Source organism: Curtobacterium sp. 18060 (assembly GCF_902706105.1).
GTDB lineage: Bacteria > Actinomycetota > Actinomycetes > Actinomycetales > Microbacteriaceae > Curtobacterium.
Map to the genome: position 1 here is coordinate 86,158 of NZ_CACSJV010000005.1, position 18,884 is coordinate 105,041.

The 18,884-nt window shown below is 65.4% G+C and carries 22 protein-coding genes and 1 pseudogene; 12 read left to right on the forward strand and 11 right to left on the reverse strand.

The genetic code is table 11. The features are described from left to right. Nucleotides 1-4 precede the first annotated feature (4 nt). Nucleotides 5-385 (reverse strand): dockerin type I domain-containing protein, encoded by a 381-nt coding sequence (locus GVL05_RS20095; protein ID WP_235035847.1) that lies wholly within the window; start codon nt 383-385, stop codon nt 5-7. After that, entirely contained in the window at nt 382-1,203 is an 822-nt protein-coding gene (locus GVL05_RS04425) for a hypothetical protein (RefSeq protein ID WP_159571636.1), read from the reverse strand. Before GVL05_RS04425 ends, GVL05_RS20095 begins: the two co-directional genes overlap by 4 nt. A gap of 137 nt (nt 1,204-1,340) precedes the next feature. Between GVL05_RS04425 and GVL05_RS04430 the strand changes: the two genes are divergently transcribed. Together GVL05_RS04430 and GVL05_RS04435 are read left to right on the forward strand one after the other, a co-directional pair. Continuing rightward, nucleotides 1,341-1,952: an HD domain-containing protein gene (locus GVL05_RS04430; protein WP_159571639.1), complete on the forward strand. Its 612-nt coding sequence runs from the start codon at nt 1,341-1,343 to the stop codon at nt 1,950-1,952. A gap of 271 nt (nt 1,953-2,223) precedes the next feature. Then, nucleotides 2,224-2,511, forward strand: coding sequence for a hypothetical protein (locus GVL05_RS04435; RefSeq protein ID WP_111084949.1), 288 nt, complete (start codon nt 2,224-2,226; stop codon nt 2,509-2,511). A gap of 79 nt (nt 2,512-2,590) precedes the next feature. Here the strand turns inward: GVL05_RS04435 and GVL05_RS04440 are convergent, their stop codons facing one another. Continuing rightward, complete coding sequence (locus tag GVL05_RS04440) at nt 2,591-2,908, reverse strand: hypothetical protein (protein ID WP_146249716.1); 318 nt, start codon at nt 2,906-2,908, stop codon at nt 2,591-2,593. 277 nt (nt 2,909-3,185) lie between these two features. Then, nucleotides 3,186-3,650 (reverse strand): phage tail protein, encoded by a 465-nt coding sequence (locus GVL05_RS04445; protein WP_123294134.1) that lies wholly within the window; start codon nt 3,648-3,650, stop codon nt 3,186-3,188. 86 nt (nt 3,651-3,736) lie between these two features. Between GVL05_RS04445 and GVL05_RS04450 the strand changes: the two genes are divergently transcribed. Next, a complete protein-coding gene (locus GVL05_RS04450; RefSeq protein WP_235035848.1) occupies nt 3,737-4,216 on the forward strand; it encodes an XRE family transcriptional regulator in 480 nt (159 codons plus the stop codon). A gap of 30 nt (nt 4,217-4,246) precedes the next feature. Here the strand turns inward: GVL05_RS04450 and GVL05_RS04455 are convergent, their stop codons facing one another. The 3 genes from GVL05_RS04455 to GVL05_RS04465 form a co-directional block, all read right to left on the reverse strand. Beyond that, the gene (locus GVL05_RS04455; protein ID WP_159571644.1) at nt 4,247-4,636 is read right to left on the reverse strand and encodes a DUF2510 domain-containing protein; all 390 of its coding nucleotides are present in this window, start codon (nt 4,634-4,636) and stop codon (nt 4,247-4,249) included. A 538-nt stretch (nt 4,637-5,174) separates the two neighbouring features. Next, nucleotides 5,175-6,020 (reverse strand): hypothetical protein, encoded by an 846-nt coding sequence (locus tag GVL05_RS04460; protein WP_235035849.1) that lies wholly within the window; start codon nt 6,018-6,020, stop codon nt 5,175-5,177. Beyond that, nucleotides 6,010-6,504, reverse strand: a complete 495-nt coding sequence (locus tag GVL05_RS04465) for a hypothetical protein (protein ID WP_159571650.1) — start codon at nt 6,502-6,504, stop codon at nt 6,010-6,012. Before GVL05_RS04465 ends, GVL05_RS04460 begins: the two co-directional genes overlap by 11 nt. Before the next feature lie 801 nt (nt 6,505-7,305). On the opposite strand from GVL05_RS04465, the gene GVL05_RS04470 reads away from it, so the two are divergent. Both GVL05_RS04470 and GVL05_RS04475 read left to right on the forward strand, forming a co-directional pair. Beyond that, nucleotides 7,306-8,394, forward strand: a complete 1,089-nt coding sequence (locus GVL05_RS04470) for a hypothetical protein (RefSeq protein ID WP_159571653.1) — start codon at nt 7,306-7,308, stop codon at nt 8,392-8,394. A 486-nt stretch (nt 8,395-8,880) separates the two neighbouring features. Beyond that, on the forward strand, nt 8,881-9,384 hold the full coding sequence (locus GVL05_RS04475; RefSeq protein ID WP_159571656.1) for a hypothetical protein: 504 nt from the start codon (nt 8,881-8,883) through the stop codon (nt 9,382-9,384). Between the two features lie 687 nt (nt 9,385-10,071). Here GVL05_RS04475 and GVL05_RS04480 read toward each other — a convergent pair. Further along, entirely contained in the window at nt 10,072-10,407 is a 336-nt protein-coding gene (locus tag GVL05_RS04480) for a hypothetical protein (RefSeq protein ID WP_159571659.1), read from the reverse strand. 199 nt (nt 10,408-10,606) lie between these two features. Next, complete coding sequence (locus tag GVL05_RS04485; RefSeq protein ID WP_159571662.1) at nt 10,607-11,566, reverse strand: hypothetical protein; 960 nt, start codon at nt 11,564-11,566, stop codon at nt 10,607-10,609. Nucleotides 11,567-12,142: 576 nt separating this feature from the next. On the opposite strand from GVL05_RS04485, the pseudogene GVL05_RS04490 reads away from it, so the two are divergent. The 3 genes and pseudogenes from GVL05_RS04490 to GVL05_RS20105 all read left to right on the forward strand — a co-directional run bounded on the left by GVL05_RS04490 (nt 12,143) and on the right by GVL05_RS20105 (nt 14,441). Beyond that, nucleotides 12,143-13,292: pseudogene (locus tag GVL05_RS04490) on the forward strand (IS3 family transposase). A gap of 168 nt (nt 13,293-13,460) precedes the next feature. Beyond that, nucleotides 13,461-13,979, forward strand: a complete 519-nt coding sequence (gene xerC, locus GVL05_RS20100; protein WP_235035850.1) for a tyrosine recombinase XerC — start codon at nt 13,461-13,463, stop codon at nt 13,977-13,979. A gap of 30 nt (nt 13,980-14,009) precedes the next feature. Beyond that, complete coding sequence (locus tag GVL05_RS20105; protein ID WP_235035851.1) at nt 14,010-14,441, forward strand: tyrosine-type recombinase/integrase; 432 nt, start codon at nt 14,010-14,012, stop codon at nt 14,439-14,441. A gap of 27 nt (nt 14,442-14,468) precedes the next feature. On the opposite strand, the gene ychF is transcribed toward GVL05_RS20105, so the two are convergent. Beyond that, nucleotides 14,469-15,542, reverse strand: coding sequence for a redox-regulated ATPase YchF (gene ychF / locus GVL05_RS04500; protein ID WP_123313302.1), 1,074 nt, complete (start codon nt 15,540-15,542; stop codon nt 14,469-14,471). 134 nt (nt 15,543-15,676) lie between these two features. On the opposite strand from ychF, the gene GVL05_RS04505 reads away from it, so the two are divergent. From GVL05_RS04505 to GVL05_RS04520, 4 genes are all read left to right on the forward strand, one after another. After that, nucleotides 15,677-16,141: a hypothetical protein gene (locus GVL05_RS04505; RefSeq protein WP_132099571.1), complete on the forward strand. Its 465-nt coding sequence runs from the start codon at nt 15,677-15,679 to the stop codon at nt 16,139-16,141. A 64-nt stretch (nt 16,142-16,205) separates the two neighbouring features. Further along, nucleotides 16,206-16,844 carry an exonuclease domain-containing protein gene (locus GVL05_RS04510; protein ID WP_123294211.1) on the forward strand — a complete coding sequence of 213 codons (639 nt, stop codon included), beginning with the start codon at nt 16,206-16,208 and terminating at the stop codon, nt 16,842-16,844. Between the two features lie 92 nt (nt 16,845-16,936). Then, entirely contained in the window at nt 16,937-17,395 is a 459-nt protein-coding gene (locus tag GVL05_RS04515) for an SRPBCC family protein (RefSeq protein ID WP_123340673.1), read from the forward strand. A gap of 95 nt (nt 17,396-17,490) precedes the next feature. Beyond that, on the forward strand, nt 17,491-18,249 hold the full coding sequence (locus GVL05_RS04520) for a GntR family transcriptional regulator (protein ID WP_123294141.1): 759 nt from the start codon (nt 17,491-17,493) through the stop codon (nt 18,247-18,249). 167 nt (nt 18,250-18,416) lie between these two features. Here GVL05_RS04520 and GVL05_RS04525 read toward each other — a convergent pair whose 3' ends face one another. Beyond that, entirely contained in the window at nt 18,417-18,824 is a 408-nt protein-coding gene (locus tag GVL05_RS04525; protein ID WP_159571679.1) for a tautomerase family protein, read from the reverse strand. Nucleotides 18,825-18,884 lie beyond the last annotated feature (60 nt).

Consider the following 18,884-nt stretch of genomic DNA (forward strand, 5'->3'; position numbering starts at 1 on the left):
CAGCCTACATGTCGATGGTGGACGCCTCGACGAGCGTGAACGGGCCGTCGTCGTAGATCATCCGCTGGGACAGCGCCGCGATGTCCGCGACGGTGATCGTGCCGTCGGCGTCGGTGTCCGCGGCGCTGACCGTCGCCCAGTCACCGCTGGCGCTCGTGGCCCCGAGGTGCTCGGTGAGCACCGCGAGGTCGGCCTTCGTGACCTGGTCGTCGCCGGTCAGGTCGAGGTCCGTGTAGTACGGCGCGAGCATCGCGGCGGGGCTGGTGTCGACGGCTGCCGGAGCGGCTGCGGCCGTGATCGCGGGGGTCGCGGCGAGGACGGTGCCGACGAGGGCGATGAGCGAGGCGCCGGCGACGGCCGTGCGCTTCCGGCTGGTGGCGGTCATTCTGCTGCTCCGGTGCGCTCGCGGCGGGCGCGGCGCGCACGCAGGGTGATCAGGGTCCCGCCAGCGGCGAGGAGGGCCAGCGACGCGGCGATCCACGGGGCGACGTCGGCGCCGGTCCAGGCGAGTTCGCCGCCGGTCGGACGGTCACCACCGGCTGCGGCCACGGCGGTGGCGCCGCTGGTCGGGCCGGAGGGGTCGCTCGGGCCGGCGGTGGTCGTCGGGTCGGGGTCGCCGGCGCCGGCGCCCGGGTCGGCCGTGGCGCCCGGGGTGGGCGTGGCCGTCGGGGTGGGCGTCGGGGTAGCCGTCGCCGCTGCAGCGATCGAGATCGAGATGCTCGCCGGGTCGGTGAGCGTCGTCGAGGTGCCGTCGGAGCCGACGAGCGTGATGCTCGTGACCGCCAGGTCGACGCTGCCCGGTGCGGTCGGCGTCAGGCCGATCGAGGCACCGAGGTCGCCGTCGAGCGCCGGGGACGTCCCGAGGCGGGTGTGCACGATCGTCAGGGCGTCGCCGTCCTGCTCGACGCTGTCGAAGCCGCCGTCGGGACCGGTGACGCTGTCCTCCACGTACGACACGGAGTCCGCGTCGGCGTCGAGGGTGATCTCGTAGGCGTAGACGTCGGTCGTCGCCGGGATCGTCAGGTCGACGTCGAAGGCGGTGCCGACGGTCGCGGTGGTGGGGGCGTCGATGGTGGCGGTCGTCGCGGTCGGTGCTGCCTGGGCCGGCGAGGCGGTCAGGGCGGCGAGGCCGATCGCCCCGGCGGCGACGAGTGTCGAGGACACGATCGTCGCGCGGGGGCGCAGCCGGAGGCGGTGCTGCATGGGTGCAGGTCCTTCGGGAGGAGGTCGGGTGCTGAGCGGGTACTCAGTGATCCGAAAGCTAACGGTGCGCTGTTTCCGGCTCGGGCCCGGCACGTTTCCGCGCCGTTACGGCTCCGTCGCACCGCTACTGTCGTGCCATGTCGCTCGACGTCGAAGCTCTGCTCACCCCGCCCTCCCCCGTCGCCGCACGGGCGTTGGACGTCGTCCGCACCTGGTCCTCCCCCGCCCTGGTGAACCACTGCCTGCGCTCGTGGGCGTGGGCGGTCCTGCTCGCCCCGACCGTCGACCTCGAGCCCGACCCCGAGCTGCTGTTCGTCGCGACGATGCTGCACGACCTCGGCGTCACACCGTCGTTCGATGCCCACGACGTGCCGTTCGAAGACGCTGGTGGTGCCGTGGGCTCCGTCTTCGCCCTCGGCGCCGGGTGGGACGCAGCGCGCGCTCGACGCGTCGGCGAGGTCATCGAGCGGCACATGTGGACCTCCGTCGACCCCGCGGTCGACGTGGAGGGGCACCTGCTCGAGGTCGCCACCTCGCTCGACGTCTCCGGGGCCGGGTTCTCGCGGTGGTCCACCGACGACCTGCACGCCGTCGCCACCGCACTGCCCCGCCTCGGGTTCTCCGGCACGTTCGACGAACTCATCCACGCGCAGGCTTCGCGCAAGCCGTCCTCGGCCGCCGCTCGGCTCGACGGCTCCGGCAACGTGGCTGCGGGTGGCTCGCGATGGGACGCGTTCCTGCCCTCCTGAGTCGATCTGCCGGTCCGCTGGACTTCTCGGCATCGGGCCCGTATAGTGTTTCTTTGGTGCACTGCAGCGAACCCATCTGACTCGCGCACACCAACGTCTCGACACCGACTCACCCGAGTCGCATTCCAACCGAGACCACCGCTTGATCCGAACGGATCAGCAGCACGTTGAAACTCGACGTGCGCGCCCCGCACTCGATGCGTCGCGCCGGACTGAGACGTCCGCCGACACCGAGTCGCCCTGGCGCCGAATGACCAGGAAGTACAGCACCATGACCAGCAACGAACGAATCACCGTGTTCGGGACCGCACTCGCGGCCCCGACGATCACCCCCGACCGCATCGCCGAGTTCCCCGTGCGTGACGACCGCTCGCAGCGCGAGTACCTCGTCCGCATCGCGGCCGACGACCTGCAGACCTTCGTCACCCGCGGCACCCGTCTGGATGCCGTCGGCGAGGCCGGCTGGACCGTCCCGGGCCGCTCCTGGGCCGGCGAGGCCAGCCGGACCCTGCTGCAGGCACAGTCCGTGCACGCAGGCGACATGGCCCTCGCGGCCTAGGCTCCACCAGGACGAACACGAAGCGCCGCCGGGCTGTCCCGGCGGCGCTTCGTCGTACCTGCGACCGGCCGTGCGACGGTCACACACCTCGACGGGCGGCAGCGACGACCTGCGATGCCGCCCCGAGCACGCCGGGCACGATCGCTGCGAGCGCTCCGACGGTGTGACCGGCCGAGATGAGGATCGCCCCCGCGATGAGCGCTCCGACGGTGAGCACCTGCGCACCGATGACACCCGTCAGGACGGCGACTGCCTCCGCTCTGCTCAGACGCTCGACGGCGTCAGCAGCGACCGCTTCGGAGCGGAGGTGGCAGCCGATCATCCGCTCGGCCGCTCCCGGAACGAGCCGCTCGTACTCGGCCAGGACGCGTGGAGACGCTACCGGTCCACTGAACATCTCCGTTGCAGCGATGTTGAGGACGTCGGCGTCCGCCTCTCCTCGGCTGCCGCTCGCTGCGCCGCTGACGCCCGCCTCTCGTTCAACAGTTCCCGCATCGCCCGCGCTCGGGAGCTGTCCCCCGTGAACCCGACGTACAGGCCGTGCATCACCGCAGTCTTCACCAGAGTCGCCGTCATGGCCCATGCCCTGCCCTTCATCACCGGTCGTGGTGACCAGGGTCGATCAGCGCGGCCCGCCGTACCAAACATTTTGCATGCACGGGAACTTCACGACGTCAGTACTCGCCCTTCACCACGAAGAACGAGCCGCGGATCGTGCCGGCGAGCTTCGACTTCTGCCGCGCGAACTTGAACTTGTCGGCGAGTTCCTCGGGCACGTCCATCCCGTCGGACAGCTTGAAGCCGACCGCACGCTTGCCGCCCGGTTCGAGCGTGTAGAGCACGTTGATCGCCAGGCCGGACTCGTAGAACACGTACGTCCAGCGCACGCCGTCGACGAGCGCTTCCGTGGCTTCGAGCGGTGGCGACGCGATGACCAGCCCGCGTTCTTCCTCGAGCACCCGCCGCACGTATGCGACCAGGTCCGGCACGTCAGCTGCGGCGTGGGTGGTGAACACGTGGTCGTACTTGTTCGCGAAGTACCGCGCCTCGTTGGCCCGGAGCCCGGCGAGTGCGTCGGCGACCGGCGAGGACTCGAGACCCACCGTGGACACGTTCACGAAGTCGACGACGTACGACATGGGGCCTCCTCGGGCGCTCGGACGGTCTGAATCTAGCCCCTCGACTCCCTCCCGAAGCCGCCGCGGTCCCCCTACAGTCGATGAACGTGGAGGAACTGACGACGCGACTCGACCACGCCGCGGAACTGATCCGTGCTGCGCGCGAGGACATCGGGTTCTCGCAGGCCGACCTCGCCGAAGCCGCGGGAGTGGAGTTCCTGGAGATTTTCGATTACGAGAGCGGACGGAGTCGACCTCGCCCAGAGTCGCTCGATCGCATCCTCACCGCTGCTCGCGCCCGACCGAGCATCCCGCTCGTGGTCTTTGCGGACACGATCCTCAACGAGGCGGAGCGCTTCCGCCACGAGTACGTCCGTGTGTTCGGATCGGCTGTTCGCGGTCACGACACCGAGCACAGCGACATCGACCTCTTGGTCAGCCTGACGCCCGCGGCTTCGCTGTTCGACCTCGGCGGATTCGCCAATGTGGTCGAGCGCCTCACCGGGTTCGAGGTCGACGTCCTCACTGATGACATCGAACACGACAAGTTCTTCGCGCATGTTCTCACCGAAGCCGTGCCGCTCTGACGACGCGCGCCGTCAGCCGAACTCGCCGACTCAGCTGATCCGCTCGAACACCATGGTGGCTTGGAGCCGGTCTCCGCCGCCGAATCCGGTGCTGCCCGACGAAGCAGTCGTGATCGTGTGGAGCCGGTAACCGAGCGCAGCCTGCGCGTTGATCGCCTTCTCCAGCTCGGTGAGGTTGCCGGACCCCGTCCCGAAGAACTTCTCCCGCAGCACCACCTGCAGGACTACGTAGCTCATGCCGTTCTGCGCTGGACGAGGCTGCCCGCCCGCCGCGGCTTCCGCTTGGATACGGTCGATCACTCCGCCGATGCCTGTCGCGCTCGGTGCCTTCGGCTGTACCTGTTCCGTCCACGCCGAGCCGTCCCACCACCGCATGGTGCCGGAACCATCGTCGTACAAACCTGCCTGTGGGTTCGTCATGCGCTCATCCTGGCGCACCCGCGGCAGAGTCAGTTGTCGAAGCGGAACGGGTGCGTGCTCTCACTTGAGCTAACGCTTGTGCAGCGATCCCCGGAACGACGGGGCTATTTGGAGTCTCCAGCTTCACGTGAGAGCACGCCATCTCAGGAACGTTTGCGGCACAAGTGCGGCACGATGCGGGGCTGGTGCAGGACTGCCTGCGAACTAGGACGGCATCTGCCTGACCTGCGACGGCGCTTCACCATCTCTCTTGCGGCGACGCCCGAGACTGCGCCAACTGCTTCCACGGATCCCGTGGCTGCTGAGTCCAGGCTTTGACCTCGGAGGGCTAGAAGCGATGCTGGTTGCCGTTGCGGAAGGACAGGGACAATGGGTCGCTCCCCAGTTCCCGCGCCTTCCACGCAGAGATCTGCAGCCACGCAGTGAGCTCCATCACCGTCAACGCTTGCTCGTCCATGCCGCGCGACCAGCGGGCCTGCCGACCGGCCCCAACGGACGCCCAAGACAGTCGGCATGTCTTTGACGCCCACCCGCCCCATCAGCTCGAGGGGAGCGCGTCCAGGCCGTCGGTGATTCTGGCAAGCTCTCCACGGAGTTTCTTCATGAGGCGCTTCTGGGTCGGCTCAAGGGCATCGAGCGCGCGAACAACCACAGACACTGCCTGCCTGAGGCGGATGAGCAGTTCCCGGCGCTCGAGCAGATCCGTGGAGCGCTCGACACCGATCCACTCACGCAGCTTGTCGAGATACGGCTTCTGCCGCTGCTCGAACCGCTCAAGTGCATCTGCAGGACTGAGGTGGTGATATTCGCCGTCGAAGTCCGTCAGGGTCACGCCGTTCAGCGCACGTTCGTTGGCCTCACGTTCTTCGCGCTCGATCTCGCTCAACAGCAGATGCGGTCGCAGTGCTGCGACAGCACGTCCGACTTGTTCAGTGGTCGGCCACGGTAGGGTGAGTTCCTGATCGTGCAGGAAGGCCGGGACAGCACGAAGCTCTTCCTGGGGCAGCCCGGAGATTTGAGCTAGAGCAGGCACGTCGTATACGACGGACGTACCTGCGCCGTCAGCGTTGAACTCCGCGACGTCAAGCGGAATTAGATTGAAGAAGACGTGCTCAGCGGTCCGACGATCGAGTCGCGACGGCCGCCAAGCCTTGACGGCTCGGAGCTCCCTGTCGAGGGCAATGTAGTCGTACCTGTCGTCCCACGGCACCTCGAGACGGGATGCCGGCACCCATCGTCGTTCGCCCTCCCACTCCTCGCTTACCAGCTCGATGTGTATCCGCCGCGGACGCCCACTCCCAACCTTCAGGATCCGCGCCTCGTGAAAAGCACCCGACTCGCGCGTAGTTCGAAACGCCCACCTCTCGCCCGGGCTATGAACCATTTGCTAGAAGATCCGACTGCAAGGACGGCATAAACGCCTGGAGCTCAGTGATGTTCCGCGGAGTTTGGAGAGCATGTCCGAGGGTAATAATCGCGTCTCCACTTGCGTCGCCGTAGTCGAGCGAAAGTCGTAGCGCATCGTGAGACCCCGGGTCGTTGCCCAACAGGTTCGGGGCATCGTGCAACGTGATGCCACGTAGCGCGCGTCGAGGAAGTACGAGTGCGGACGGGGCACCGTCGTCAAAAACGATCGTCAGGGTTTCGTCCGTGAAAGCTATGACGCGAACAAGAGCATCGGCCGTGTTCACTTCGGAGATGGTCGCGTGAAGGAAACAGACATTTGATTCGCCAACAGAGTGTGCGAGCAGGGAGGCAAGGCTGGACTTCAGCACAGACCTGGCCGTGAACACATCTGCCGAGTCCCAGGCCGTATTGACGCTGCGCAATTCTCTGGTCAACTTCATCGCGACCTCATACGTCGTCATGAGCACGAATCCTTCCGGGCAGTGATGTCAGTGGGCTGAACGAACATCACACTAGGCCCGAGCACAAGTGGGCTACCCCGGAGCATCCAGACGTCGCCTTGCACCAGCCCGTGGGGCTGACCTCAGAGGCAGCCGGCGCGCTCCGACCGCTCGATCCGGCCGCATCCGCCTGGGCTGACATCGAGTTCGCGGGGGTCGGGGGGCTGCACCTGAAGTGCTTCGCCGCTGCTGAGTCAGACACCGCCGTACTCGTGCAGACCGCTTGGCAGGGTCGGCTACAGCAGGTTCTCGTGTCACGCGACAGGGTGACGCGGCGTGCACTCCACCCGCGGACACGGTGATGGCACGTAGACGGCGCGATCGACGGTCTCTTGGTCCCGCGTTGAGCCTCCTAGAGGCTGCGTACGGTGGCCCCGTCTACGACCTCCCTGTTCCCGATCCGGTGTTGGCTCGGGTGTCGTTGCCCAACCGGTCTCTCGAGGTGCAAGCGCAGGTCATCGCATACACGGAGCGTGCTGTACTCGTCGAAGGGGGGGGGATCGGCCAAGCTGCCGACACCGCGTGGGTCTGGCGTGACGCTGTGAGCCAATAGCGGCCTCCTGGTGGCCCCCGTAACGGGGGGCGCGGAACGGCTCTCAAGATCCGTACCGTGTCCCCCGATCTCTGATGACTACTCAAGACGAACTTCGACTCGCCCGCCATCACGCAGCATGGACAGCACTTGACGAGCTGATTGACCGCGCTAAATCGACACATCCTCGATCTTCCACGGACCGCGAGACGGTCTCTCGACTCGTCGCGGTGGCGCAGTACGTGCGGCGATACCAATACGCGAACCTCCGATTGATGCCCTCTAATCGGCTGAGTGTCCTAGAGCAGGTGAACAATTCTGCGCAGCAGCTCTCGAACATTCTTGAGGGCTGGGATCAGGCCGGCGCCATGCCAGTCTCGACCGTACAAGCAATTGACAACTATGCGGATCGACTGGTTAAAAACGCTGACGCATGGCCACCTCTTCCCAAACCAGAGCGGGATCGAGCCAACGAGCAGGCCGAAGAAGCCTCTCAAGCTGCTGCCTCGGCCGCGCTCGACGGCCTGCTCGAGGATGTTCAGCAGGCACATGGTGAGCTTGCCGCCCTGCGGGCGGCGGCAGCGGAAACGCAGAGCCGCACGAACGCTACCGCCGATAACGCCCGCGACGCCCTCGATCATATGTCTTCAGTGCTTGATGAGATCCGTGAGAAAGCCGAATCGCAGCGCCGAAACTTTGCCGCTCTCAACGAAGGACTAGCCCAGGAACAGCGTGACTCGATCCAAGACTCTGCCAGCGAGATCCTTGAGCAGATACGCAAGACCAGCGAATCCGCCATCGAAGAGCTCAAAGGCGATCGTGACACCGCGAAGAAGCTCCTAGCGTTTGTCTCAGACGGGTCTGTGTCCGGCGGCTATGGGAAGTATGCGAAGTCGGAACTGAACGCATACAGGCTGTGGAACGTACTAGGAGCCGTAACCGCGCTGGGCGGTATAGCCTATCTAGTCTGGCACTTCCAGGACATTTCAGGGTTGGATGTCGCGGTTACGATAACGAGAGCCGCGCTATCTATCCCAATATTTGGTTTTACTGCTTTCGCGTTCCGTCAGGCGACTCTGCGCCATCGGAATTCAGTCGAAGCGACCTATCGCGCTCTAGATCTACTGGCGCTGCCGCCGTTCACACATGATATGAGTGACGAGGAACGATCCAAGCTGCGGATGGTGATGGGCGAGCGTATATTTGCCCGAGTCGGAGAAGACCACGACGACGATTCGCAAGGCTCTCCTGATCTCACGGCTGAGAACATCGCCTCACTTACCCAGTTGATGAAGGTCGTTCAGGGATTCACCAAATAGTCTGAGAGCACGACGACACGCCCCGCCCTTCGGCGCGAGGGGCGGGGCGTCGGCTGCTCCAAAACGGCGTCTGCCGTGAGGTCGTATGCGATCAACTGCCTGAAGGTAATTGTCATGCACACCTGCACATGTTGGATAGACGTAGGTGTCACACGATGAGGTCCTCGGGCAGCTCCTCGAACTCAGCTAGGGATCTACGCGCTCCAGCACAAGCTGGCTGTTCCAGTGCCCTGGCTTCCACTCCCCTGTCGGTTCGAAGTGTGCGTGCGTCGTGTAGTGCTCGCTGAGCGCGCCTAGGACGGCCGGTTCACTCCGAGTAGGCGACGAGCATGCCGGAGATGAAGAGAACTATCGCCAAAAGCTCCATGCCGTCCTCATGCCAAGCTGGTCGCACGGGCGCACCACTACGAACAAGGCGCTCCCGATGGGCGACGCCTCCCGAAGAGGGGCGGCGACGGCGAAGGTGAGCCGCCCTATGCTTCTACTGTGAAAGCACCCACGGCAGTCATCCTCATCGCTGCACTCGGTACGCTCATCACTGGCTGCGCCTCGCAAGGACACGAGGAGCCAACCCCCACCGCAACAACCGCCTCGGAGAACGAGGTGGCCTCGGTCGTCGCAGAGTACGCGCCGGACTGGCAAGATGTCATTGATAATGCGTCAGGATGCCGACTCGAATTTGTGACGGGGTCTGACGCTGCCCGCTCATACGTGTGCAGAACTAGCGAAGAGACAATGGGTATAACCGCGGGACTCGCGGCTCGGAGCCTCGACGAACTTAAAATTCCCGGGGCAATGTCATCCCTTGTTTCAGAAACGGTAACCATTCTAGAGAGAATTGCGGCGGACGACCTCTCAGCCTTATGCGGCGACGATGGCTGGAATGGCAGCGAAGAAGACGACAAGGCATGCACCGCCGCCCTTGGTGATCGATTCGCACTGTACCAACAGCTTGACGCAAAGCTCTCCGCATGGTCACCGTACCTTTAGACAGCGCGATATACCAAGGGACCGTAGCTTGAGTACCGACATCTGGCTCGGCGCAGTCCTCGGCTTCGGAACCAATCTGATTACGTCCCTTCTTGTATGGGGCGTGTCTCGTTGGGTGTACTACAATCGTCGAGCTCCCGCCTGGAAGCTGACGCACCTTCACGACGACATCTGGACACTTCAACGCTTGGTCGGCCCAAGGGCCGAGCGCGTTCAAGCCACTTCCTGGGGAGCGGGACCCGCAAGCCCAAGCCTCGTCACACTAAATGACCTGCAAACGTTCGGGCTAGACGATCCCACCCCGGAATACAGATGGCAACGGCAAACTATGCGGCGGGGCAAATCAAATTCGTTCGAAATCTCCAGTGAGGGTTTTGCCTTCCGATTAACTTGGTATAGCCGCGGGAAGCGTTACTACTGCAGTATGCTTCCAATCCGTGCCGAAAGCACGTATGCCACTCCCGCCGATATTGTCCGCGATAAGGATCCTGATTGGGTCGACTACTTCCAATGGGATCCTTTCTGGGCCTATGACCCGGCCAGTGTAGCGCCGTATCTCGGCAGGAGAAAAGCGACCTAAGCCTCGCTGGCCCGGCTGAGACTGAGCCAGCGCGACTAATCAGACGGTCAGCGTCCCCCTCGACTTTTCGTACGGTAAATGAACATCGCCTGGTCCATGTGGTTTTTCTAATTACCCGAAGACGGGAATGAGAACGCCACCGACTGCGGGCCCTCACAGCCCGCTGTCTGCGCCGGCATCGAAAAGTACGGTGCCGCCGGCTGCACGGTCGAAATGGCCGTGTCGAGGCTGTTGGTGAGCTCGTCCGAACTTGCATCCAACGACTCGATGTACTTGCCGAGCAGGTCGACACCGAGCGTCGCCACAGCAAGCGCGATACCCCACGGGCCGGCAAGGAACGTCGCAACCGACTTCAGTGCCGCACCAGAACGAGTCACCGCGCCACGCATCGACTCGATGCCCTTCGAAACGCCGGGGATCGACGAGCTCTGCAACGTGTTCAACGCCAGCTTGAACTCCGCGACCTAGGCACAGGGATGCGCCGCTTCACCATTGCATGACGGTAGCGAGCGGGCTCGAGCAGACCACGACGCATCGACCGCCCGAATGGTCGAAAAAAACGGGGCTTTGTCGCTCGCTGAGGGGGGTGCTATCCGGCGGTTTTTGTACTGATACAGGGAGTCGCCCCCACCCCTCATTTAGTCAAACGAAGATCGCCATCGGCACCACCTGCATGGCCGGGGCCGTCACAATCGGGCTTGTAACCTTCAGTCCCGGCATCGCGCTGCTCACCCCGACGACCGTCTGCGTAGCCAGGTCAGGCCCGCCAGCACCAAGGATCGTGCGTCGAGTCAGATTGATCGTTTCTTCATCGTGAAGAATGCGGGTCACCTTGCCGAGGACTTGCACCCGACCGGAGCGGAGGGCTTCGTTCGTCGCATTGCTGAAGTACTCAGAGGAAGCAACTACAACCGCCTGCAGTTCGTCGTCCACCTCGAGCAGAAGATCATGCATTGGCCCCTGGTCGATATCGACGACCATCTGCCTAATGATCGCAACTCCGGACGCATTGGTGTCCGCCGCCTCCCCGCTCGCTTGCTTCACGTGCGCTTCGAGGGCCGCAGCTGCGGCGCGCTTGGCGGGACTTCCTGACTTCGCTGAAGGCTTACTCGAAGTATTCTGTTCTTCTTTCTTGGTTTCGAGCTGAAGGAAACTGTCCATGAGGCGAACTACCTCTTCGAGAGGGTTCCCTTCGTACGACCCTTCAAACTGAACCAAGCTGCCGGCCCGCAGATCATCGAGGTCTGCTTTCGAAGAAACCACTTTCAAAGCAGCATCCTCGTGCAGGTACTGATACAGCAGATTGAACAGGCTTGCCGCAGTGTGCTGGCGGGAGCGCCGTATCTGGGTTTGTCCCGCATTTGTGCGTTCGGTTCTACCTTCGGCGGATAGTTCTGCAGAAGCAAACTGCATAAGCTTGGCCCTAATGCCTGCTCGCAAAGAGCCGCCTGACGTACTGCTCGAAGTCGATGCTTCTTCCTCATCGCTTTGGGCAGCGACCCCTCCATCGAGGTGAGCCAAGAAGCTGAGCATCATGCTCTCGTCGAGGTAAATCGGATGGGCTAGGAAGTAGGGGGCAACGTTGCCCGGCACGTCGGTCATGCCGGAACTCTTACATACGATCGACCACTGCCGGAAGCCGGGGCCCGACTTCTACGCACTGCACACCTGGCTCGTGTGGCTGAGTGACGCGGTCAGCGGTACAAAAGGCGCGTTGCTGCGATCTCCGCCTGCCGCTCCCGCTCGGCGTCGCGGCTGGCGAGGTCGTTGCGGTCGGGCATGGGTTACCTCCAAGGGGTAGGCGGTCGATAGGTGCCGGCGTGGATGAGCAGGCATGCGCGACTTTTGCGCAGATCTTTCCGGTGCTGTTGATCGCGAGCGTGGTGGAGCAGAGCGCAGTCAGCAGGAAGATCCGTCAGCGGACCTGGTGACGGACGTGGTTTGTGCTGCTGCCGATGAGCCTCAGTGGCGTTGGCGCCCTGGTAGCCCTAAGCAGGCTGTTGAACGGAGGACTGGGCAGCCAGCCTGCGCGGATCTTGTTCGTAATCGCGGTTGTGGCGGTTTTGGCGCTGATGCTTCAGCTGATCGCAGTCCTCGCATCGCGGGAGGTGGGACTGCTGCAGGTTTCGTTGAGTCCTGACCTGTGAGGATCTGGTCCTCGCTGGAAGGATGTCGATCATGGCCAAGCCCTATCCGGAGGAGTTCCGACGCGACGTGATCGCGGACGCTCGTCGGGGCGAGATCCCGCTGACGCAGGTCGCGAAAGACTTCGGGATCGCTGAAGGGACGGTAACGAACTGGCTGCGCCGTGCGGACGTCGACGACGGCGTCAAGCCCGGCGTCACGAGCGTGGAGAACGCGGAGCTGCGAGAGTCGCGGAAACGGAACCGGCTGCTGGAGCACGAGAACGAGATTCTCCGCCGTGCGGCCGCGTATCTGTCCCAAGCGCACCTCCCAAAATGATGTACCCGCTGGTCCTTGAACTCGCCGCCGACCGGATCCCGGTCGCGGTGGCCTGCCGGGTGCTGGGCTTCACAAAGCAGGCGTTCTACGCCTGGCGAAAGGACCCGGTGAGCCGTCGCGATTGGCAGAACGCGCATCTGACCAACGCCGCCGTTGATGCGCATCGCGACGACCCGACATTCGGGTACCGGTTCATCGCGGACGACCTCGCCGCAGCTGGCCACCTCGTGTCGGAACGGCGCGTCTGGCAACTGTGCTCGCAGCAGCGGCTCTGGTCACTGCACGCGAAGAAACGGGGCCTGAACCGGAAAGTGGGACCACCCGTGCACGACGACCGGGTTCGACGAGCGTCCACTGCGCCGGACCTGGACCGGCTCTGGTTGACCGACATCACCGAGCACAACACTGCCGAGGGCAAGCTCTACCTGTGCGCGGTCAAGGACGCGTGCTCCCGACGGATCGTGGGCTACTCCATCGACTCTCGGATGCGTTCCTCGCTCGCTGTCGCGGCACTGCAGATGGCGATCTCCAGACGGAACCCATCAGGAACGGTAGTCCACTCGGACCGAGGCAGCCAGTTTCGTTCCACGAAGTTCGTCCGAGTGCTCTCTGACGCAGGGCTCGTGGGGTCGATGGGTCGGGTCGGCGCGTGCGCGGACAACGCGGCGATGGAGTCCTTCTTCGCCCTGCTGCAAAGAACGTCCTGAACCGGTGCCAGTGGGCGAGCAGGGAGTAGCTTCGCCTCGCGATCGTGCACTGGATCGAGGGCACCTACCACCGGAAACGTCGTCAGCGCGGGCTCGGGAAGTTGACGCCCGTCGAGTACGAAGCGATCATCAACCCACAGGTCGCACTCGCGGCCTAAACCAACGAGTCAACGAAACCTGCAGCAGTCCCGAATGACGTTTACAAGCGGGCTGACGGGAGCCACCGCGCACAATTCGAGTGGCGGGACGATGAGGACCGTCGCCGCGAAAAGACGAAGGTCTTCCGCCTCAAGGGAGACGCGCAACGCTGGCTCGACGGTCAGCGGGTGGCGTGGAAGTCAGGCGGCTGGGTAGATCCGAACGTGAGTGTCGCCACGCTGCAGCAGTTCTTCGACCAGTGGGCACCGCGGCAGGCCTGGGAGCCGACCACCGTCACTGCCATGACACTCGCCGTGAACAAGTGCAGCTTCCGGTCTGTCCGACTCGACAAGCTGCGTCGGTCGCACGTCGAGCAGTGGGTCAAGCGCATGTCGGCGGACCTCGCCGCTTCGACCGTTCACAGTCGAGTCAATAATGTTCGCATCGTGCTACGGGCTGCTGTCCGCCACAAGTATCTCGCCGCGGATCCGTCCGATGGTGTGGTCCTTCCGCGCCGTCGCCGTGCCGCTCAGCCGATGCGGATCCCAACGCCCGCAGAAATGGGGGCGGTAATCGATGCCGCGGACGACTGGTTCAAGACGTACGTCCGGTTGTGCGCCTTTGCAGGACTCCGCCTCGGAGAAGCATCAGGCTTGCAACTGGGCGACGTGGCGTTCCTCGAGCGGCGTCTCCAGAGTCGACGCTAAATTCATCGAGGGACGGGACAGGACGTACGGGTGTCCCCTCCCAAGTACGGCTCCGAGCGCGACACCTATGTCCCCTCCGAACTCACGGAAGCCATCTCCGGCCACGTCTCCGACATTGGCATCCGCGGAGCCGAGCAGTGGCTCTTCGTGGGCTCAGGTGGCAACCCGCCGCATGGGAACACCGTGCATTACTGGTGGACGAAGACGATCGCGACGTCCGGTGTCGAGCCGTTCAAGCTGCACGATTGCCGGCACTTCTTTGCCTCCGGTCTCATCTCCGAGGGGTGTGACGTCGTGACCGTTCAACGCGCCCTTGGACACCACTCAGCGACCGTCACGCTCAGTACTTACGCGCACCTCTTGCCGAACGCGGAGGACCGCACGCGCGCCGCGACTTCGAGCCTGATGAGGCAGGTTTCGGCAGCAGATGCGGCACCCATGCAGCACGTCACCGCACACTGAGTCCCGATCCGCATGTTGGCGGGTCTATCAGTTGTTGAAGCGGAACTCCACCACGTCGCCGTCCTGCATGACGTAGTCCTTGCCCTCGATGCGGGCCTTGCCGGCAGCGCGGGCCTCGGCGATGGAGCCGGTCTCGACCAGGTCGTCGAACGAGATGACCTCGGCCTTGATGAAGCCCTTCTCGAAGTCGGTGTGGATGACGCCGGCAGCCTGGGGTGCCTTCCACCCCTTGCCGATCGTCCACGCGCGGGCTTCCTTCGGGCCGGCCGTCAGGTAGGTCTGCAGCCCGAGGGTGTCGAAGCCGATGCGCGCGAGCTGGTCGAGCCCGGACTCGGTCTGCCCGGTCGACTCGAGCAGTTCGGCGGCGTCGGCTGGGTCGAGGTCGATGAGTTCCGACTCGACCTGGGCGTCGAGGAACACGGCCTGGGCGGGGGCGACGAGCGCGGCCAGCTCGGCTTTGCGGGCGTCGTCGGTCAGGATCGCCTCGTCGACGTTGAACACGAAGATGAAGGGCTTGGCGGACAGGAGTCCGAGCTCGGCGATCGGCGCGAGGTCGATCTTCGTCGCGGACAGCAGGGTGCCCTGCTCGAGCGCGGCACGGGCCTCGCGAGCGGTCTCGAGCACGATCGGCTCGGCCTGCTTGAGCTTCACGGTCTTCTCGTACCGCGGGAGCGCCTTGTCGATCGTCTCCATGTCGGCGAGGATCAGCTCGGTGTTGATGACCTCGAGGTCGTCCTTCGGGGACACCTTGTTCGCGACGTGCACGACATCGTCGTCGGTGAAGCCGCGGACGACCTGCGCGATGGCATCGGCCTCGCGGATGTTGGCGAGGAACTTGTTGCCGAGCCCTTCACCCTCGCTCGCACCCTTGACGATGCCGGCGATGTCGACGAACGACACCGGCGCGGGCACGGTCTTCTCCGAGTGGAAGAGCTCGGCGAGCTGGTCGAGCCGCGAGTCGGGCAGGTTCACCACCCCGACGTTCGGCTCGATCGTCGCGAACGGGTAGTTCGCGGCGAGGACCTGGTTCTTGGTCAGGGCGTTGAACAGGGTCGACTTGCCGACGTTCGGGAGACCGACGATTCCGATGGTGAGAGCCACGGAAGAAGAGCCTACCGGCGGCGGCCCGCCGGAGCCGACCCGGGCCTCCAGTCCGTCCGTCAGAACCAGCGTGAGCCGGTCGTGGCAGCGTGGTCCCCGTCGTCCGGACCGGGCGACGGAACAGGAGGACGTCGATGTGGTTCGAACGCGACGAGCGCGGTGTGCACTCGGTGGGCATGGGAGCGCCGGGGCTCCGGCAGCGCTTCGCACCGGAGACCCTCGCCGCACTCGAGCAGGCCTCCCGCGCTGAGCTCGAGCAGCTGCACGACGCGATGGCCGAGCTCGAGGCGGACGTCCTGGTCGTCTACGACCCCGAGGACGACACGATCGACTACGCCGAGGAGGACCGCTTCCGCGGGATCCCCCTCCCCCGGGACTCCGGCTTCCCGGTCATCACCGGCGACCTGACCGCCGGACTCACCGAACACGTCGAGAGCCTGCCGCTGCGCTGGCGACTGGACGGCGTCGCGGTGGCGTTCGAGATGGTGGGGACCCTGCTCGCGCCGTACTGGAAGCGCGAACGAGCCCGTCGGACGGCGACCTGGCGCGCAACGGCGCGACGTCGGCGCAGCGGTTCCCGCTCGGCACGTCGCCGCTGAGCGTCCGGCCGCAACGCCGAGGCGGCTTCCAGCGATGTCGGCGCCCCGTGCGACGATCGGAACCGTGCCGTTGAACTTCACCGCGATCGACTTCGAGACCGCGAACAGCTCGCCCGCCAGTGCGTGCTCCGTCGGACTGGTCAAGGTCCGCGCGGGCCGGGTCGTCGACCGGGCGTCGTGGTTCATCCGCCCACCGTTCGGACACGACGCGTTCCTCGAGTGGAACACCCGGATCCACGGGATCGTCGCCGAGGACGTCGTCCGCGCGAAGACGTGGGAGCAGCAGTACCCCGACCTCGTGGCTTTCGCCGAGGGTGACGTCCTGGTCGCGCACAACGCCCGGTTCGACATGGGCGTCATCGCCGGTGGGTGCTCGGCAACGGGCATCGACCTCGCCGAGCACCACTCGATGTGCTCGCTCGCGGTGGCCCGCAAGACCTACACGCTCGACTCCTACCGACTGCCCGTGGCTGCCATGGCCGCCGGGTTCGAGGGCTTCCAGCACCACGATGCCGCCGCCGATGCCGAGGCGTGCGCCGCGATCGTCATCCACGCCGCCGGCCACCACGGCACCGACACGGTCGAGGCCCTGGGTGCGGCGACCCGCGTGACGATCGCCCCGGTCCGTGCCCGTGCCGAGAAGCCCAAGGCCTCGACGCCGCAGCCCCGCCTGTCGAACCGCCCGATGGTCTTCGCCGACTGAGCCGGCCGAGCCGGCCGAGCCGACCGAGCCGGCCGAGCCGGCCGAGCCGAAGGTCCCTGTCGCGGCCTCGACAGCAGCACTACGCTCAGCGCATGGCTGCGCCCACCACGATCGAACGCGAGACCGTCATCACGGCTCGCGCCGCGGACATCACCCCGTACCTGGCAGACCTGCACCGCTGGGTCGAGTGGTCGCCGTGGGAGGGGCAGGATCCCGCGCTGCAGCGGACGTACACCGGCCAACCGGGGACGGTCGGCTCGACGTACGCCTGGAAGGGCAACCGCAAGGCCGGCGCCGGGTCCATGGCGATCACACGGGTCGATGCCACCGAGGTCGACGTCGACCTGCAGTTCACCGCACCGTTCAAGTCGTCGAGCGCGGTGGCGTTCCGGTTGCACGAAGCGACCGACGGCACGCGGGTCGTCTGGTCGATGACGAGCCCGCAGAACCTGATGTCGCGCGTGATGGGGGTGTTCGTCAACATGGACAAGTTCCTCGGCGGCGACTTCGAGAAGGGCCTCGCCAAGCTGAAGGCCGCGGTCGAGCACTGACGGGAGTGGCACACCGGGGAGCAGGGCACCCGGTGGTATTGTCACGACAATCCCTCGGCATCGATGCCGAACCCGCAATTCCCCGAAGGACCGCGATGACCAACGAAGGCCAGCTGCCGTCCGACCTGTTCATGGACCTGGACCGGTCGGGTCCCATGCCCCTCTACTTCCAGGTGGCCTCGCGCATCGAGGAGTCGATCCGCTCCGGTGTGATGCCTCCCGGCGCCCGTCTCGAGAACGAGATCGCGCTCGGCGAACGCCTCGGGCTGTCCCGCCCGACGATCCGCCGGGCGATCCAGGACCTCGTCGACAAGGGCCTGCTCGTCCGCCGCCGCGGCATCGGCACACAGGTCGTGCACGGCCCGGTGACCCGCAAGGTCGAGCTCACGAGCCTGTACGACGACCTGGCCCAGGGGTCACAGGCACCGGCGACGAAGCTCCTCGAGCGCAACGACGTCCCTGCCTCGGACGAGGTCGCCGCAGCCCTCAGCATCGAGCCCGGCACGATCGTCGCGCACATCCGCCGCGTGCGGTTCGCCGAGGACGTCCCGATGGCGATCCTCGAGAACTACCTGCCGCCCGAGTTCCTCGAGATCACCGACCAGGACCTGCAGGACCACGGGCTCTACCAGCTGCTCCGCGGTCGCGGCGTGACGATGCGGGTGGCGAAGCAGCGGATCGGTGCCCGCGCGGTCACCGACGAAGAAGCCGGTCTGCTCGAGATCGAGGACGGCGACCCCGTGCTCACCATGAGCCGCACCGCGTACGACGCCTCGGGCCGCGCGGTCGAGTACGGCGTGCACTGCTACCGCCCCGACCGCTACTCGTTCGAGGTCACCCTCGTCGACAAGTAGGCAGTTCGCGCTGACCGCGTGACGTCCAGGTTCCACGAACTGCCGCACGCGTGACGCCGAGGTTCCACGGATGGCCGCTGGACGCCTCGAGATGCCGAGATTTCGGAACCTCGGGACCGGCAGACGGAGCGAGCGGGCGCAGGACCGGCAGACGGACGGACCCCCGCTCAGGCTGGCGCGGGCACGCCGAGCTCGCCGGTCACGTACTGGGCGCGGCCGAAGCCGAACGACCAGTCCTGCGGGCCGTTCTCGACGTAGCCGATGAAGACGTCCTCGGACGCGACACCGATCGCCGCCAGGGCGTCGTGGATCGCCGCGTACAGCGTCGTCTTCGCCTCGTCGGTGCGCCCGCGCTGCGTGAAGACCTGGATCATGACGACGCCCTCGGTGCGCTCGAACCCGAGGCCGGCGTCCTCGGCGATGATCTGCTGCGCCGGGTGCTCGGTGATCACCTGGAACCGGTCGCGCACGGGGATCGCGTACACGTCGACGATGGCCCGGTGGATCGCGTCGGCGATGGCGCGCACTGCCTGCGGCGTGCGGCCGGTGGCGAGGTCGATACGGACGAGCGGCATGGTGCCTCCTGCAGTTCGGGACTTTGTCCTGACAAACTAACATGGATCGAGACGCAGCAA